Origin of the sequence: Arcobacter sp. F155, from assembly GCF_004116455.1 — a bacterium.
In the GTDB taxonomy this organism is placed as follows: Bacteria; Campylobacterota; Campylobacteria; order Campylobacterales; family Arcobacteraceae; genus Halarcobacter.
Map to the genome: position 1 here is coordinate 1 of NZ_PDJU01000024.1, position 1,303 is coordinate 1,303.

1 protein-coding gene is annotated in these 1,303 nt (G+C 30.2%); it reads left to right on the plus strand.

Annotated features, from left to right (window positions below):
• Positions 1 to 85: 85 nt before the first annotated feature.
• The gene (locus tag CRV03_RS13905) at positions 86 to 1,240 is read left to right on the plus strand and encodes an IS3 family transposase (protein WP_129085742.1); all 1,155 of its coding nucleotides are present in this window, start codon (positions 86 to 88) and stop codon (positions 1,238 to 1,240) included.
• Positions 1,241 to 1,303 lie beyond the last annotated feature (63 nt).

A 1,303-nucleotide genomic window follows, 5' to 3' on the forward strand; every position in this document is an offset into this window, starting at 1 on the left:
TATAATGCCACTAAATATTAAGACATAAACAACAAAGTTTAAATTCCTAAAAGATAAAATAAATTGAATAATTTAGGAGAAAGATATGGCAAGAGGAAGAGGTAAATCTTTCAGTGCAGATTTTAAGACCAAAGTGGTTTTAGAATTGCTTGAAGGTGAGCAAACAATTAATCAAATATCATCCAAATATGATGTTACTGTAAAAAGTATTCAAACTTGGAAAGCACAATTTTTAGATAATGCAAGTTTAGCTTTTGATGTTGGTGGAGCAACCAAAGCTTATAAAGAAGAGATAGAAGAACTCAAACAAGAGAATGACCATTTAGCTAAAGCATTAGGTAAAGCAACTGTAAGAGCGGATTTTGCAGAGGGAAAGCTAAAGAGCTTGGACTTATCAAATAAAAAGACTCTGATAAACCCCAAGCATGAACAACTAACAATATCAGAGCAATGTAAGATAATAGGTATCAGTCGAAGCAGTTACTACTATGAACCAGAACCTTTAAAAGAGCAAGATATTAAAATAATGCATAAAATAGATGAAATATATACGGATGTATCTTTTTATGGCTATAGGCGTATTCATATGCAATTAAAAGAGTATGGATTTAATATTGGTGTTAATCGTGTATTGAAATATATGAATACCTTAGGTATTCAAGCTATTTTTCCAAGAAAAAAACGATTAACTTCCATTAAAAACTATCAACATAAGATTTATCCATATTTACTCAAAGACATTGAGATTACGAAGCCAAACCAAGTTTGGAGCGGGGATATTACTTATATACGAACAGCCAAAGGGTTTGTCTATCTTGCTGCTGTTATTGATTGGCATACTAAGTCTGTATTATCATGGAAAGTATCTAATTCAATGGATACATTATTAGCAGGAACTGTTTTAAAAGATGCAATTGAGAGATATGGTACACCTGGTATTTTCAATACCGACCAAGGAAGCCAATATACCAGTAATCATCATACTGATATTTTGAAATCTCATAATATTAAAATATCAATGAATGGTAGAGGAAGATCCATTGATAATATTGCCATAGAGAGGTTTTTCAGGACACTAAAATATGAAAATATTTATATTACAGATTATCAATCAATTAAGGAGTTAAAAGTAGGTATTTCAAACTATATACATTTTTACAATTATAATAGATTTCATTCAGCATTAGGTTATGACAAGCCAATGAATGTTTATTTAAATCAGATGAAAAATGTTGCATAACGATACAGAGATAGGTGGAATTTAAATTACGAAATAGTTGTCTTGACTTTTAGTGGCATTATA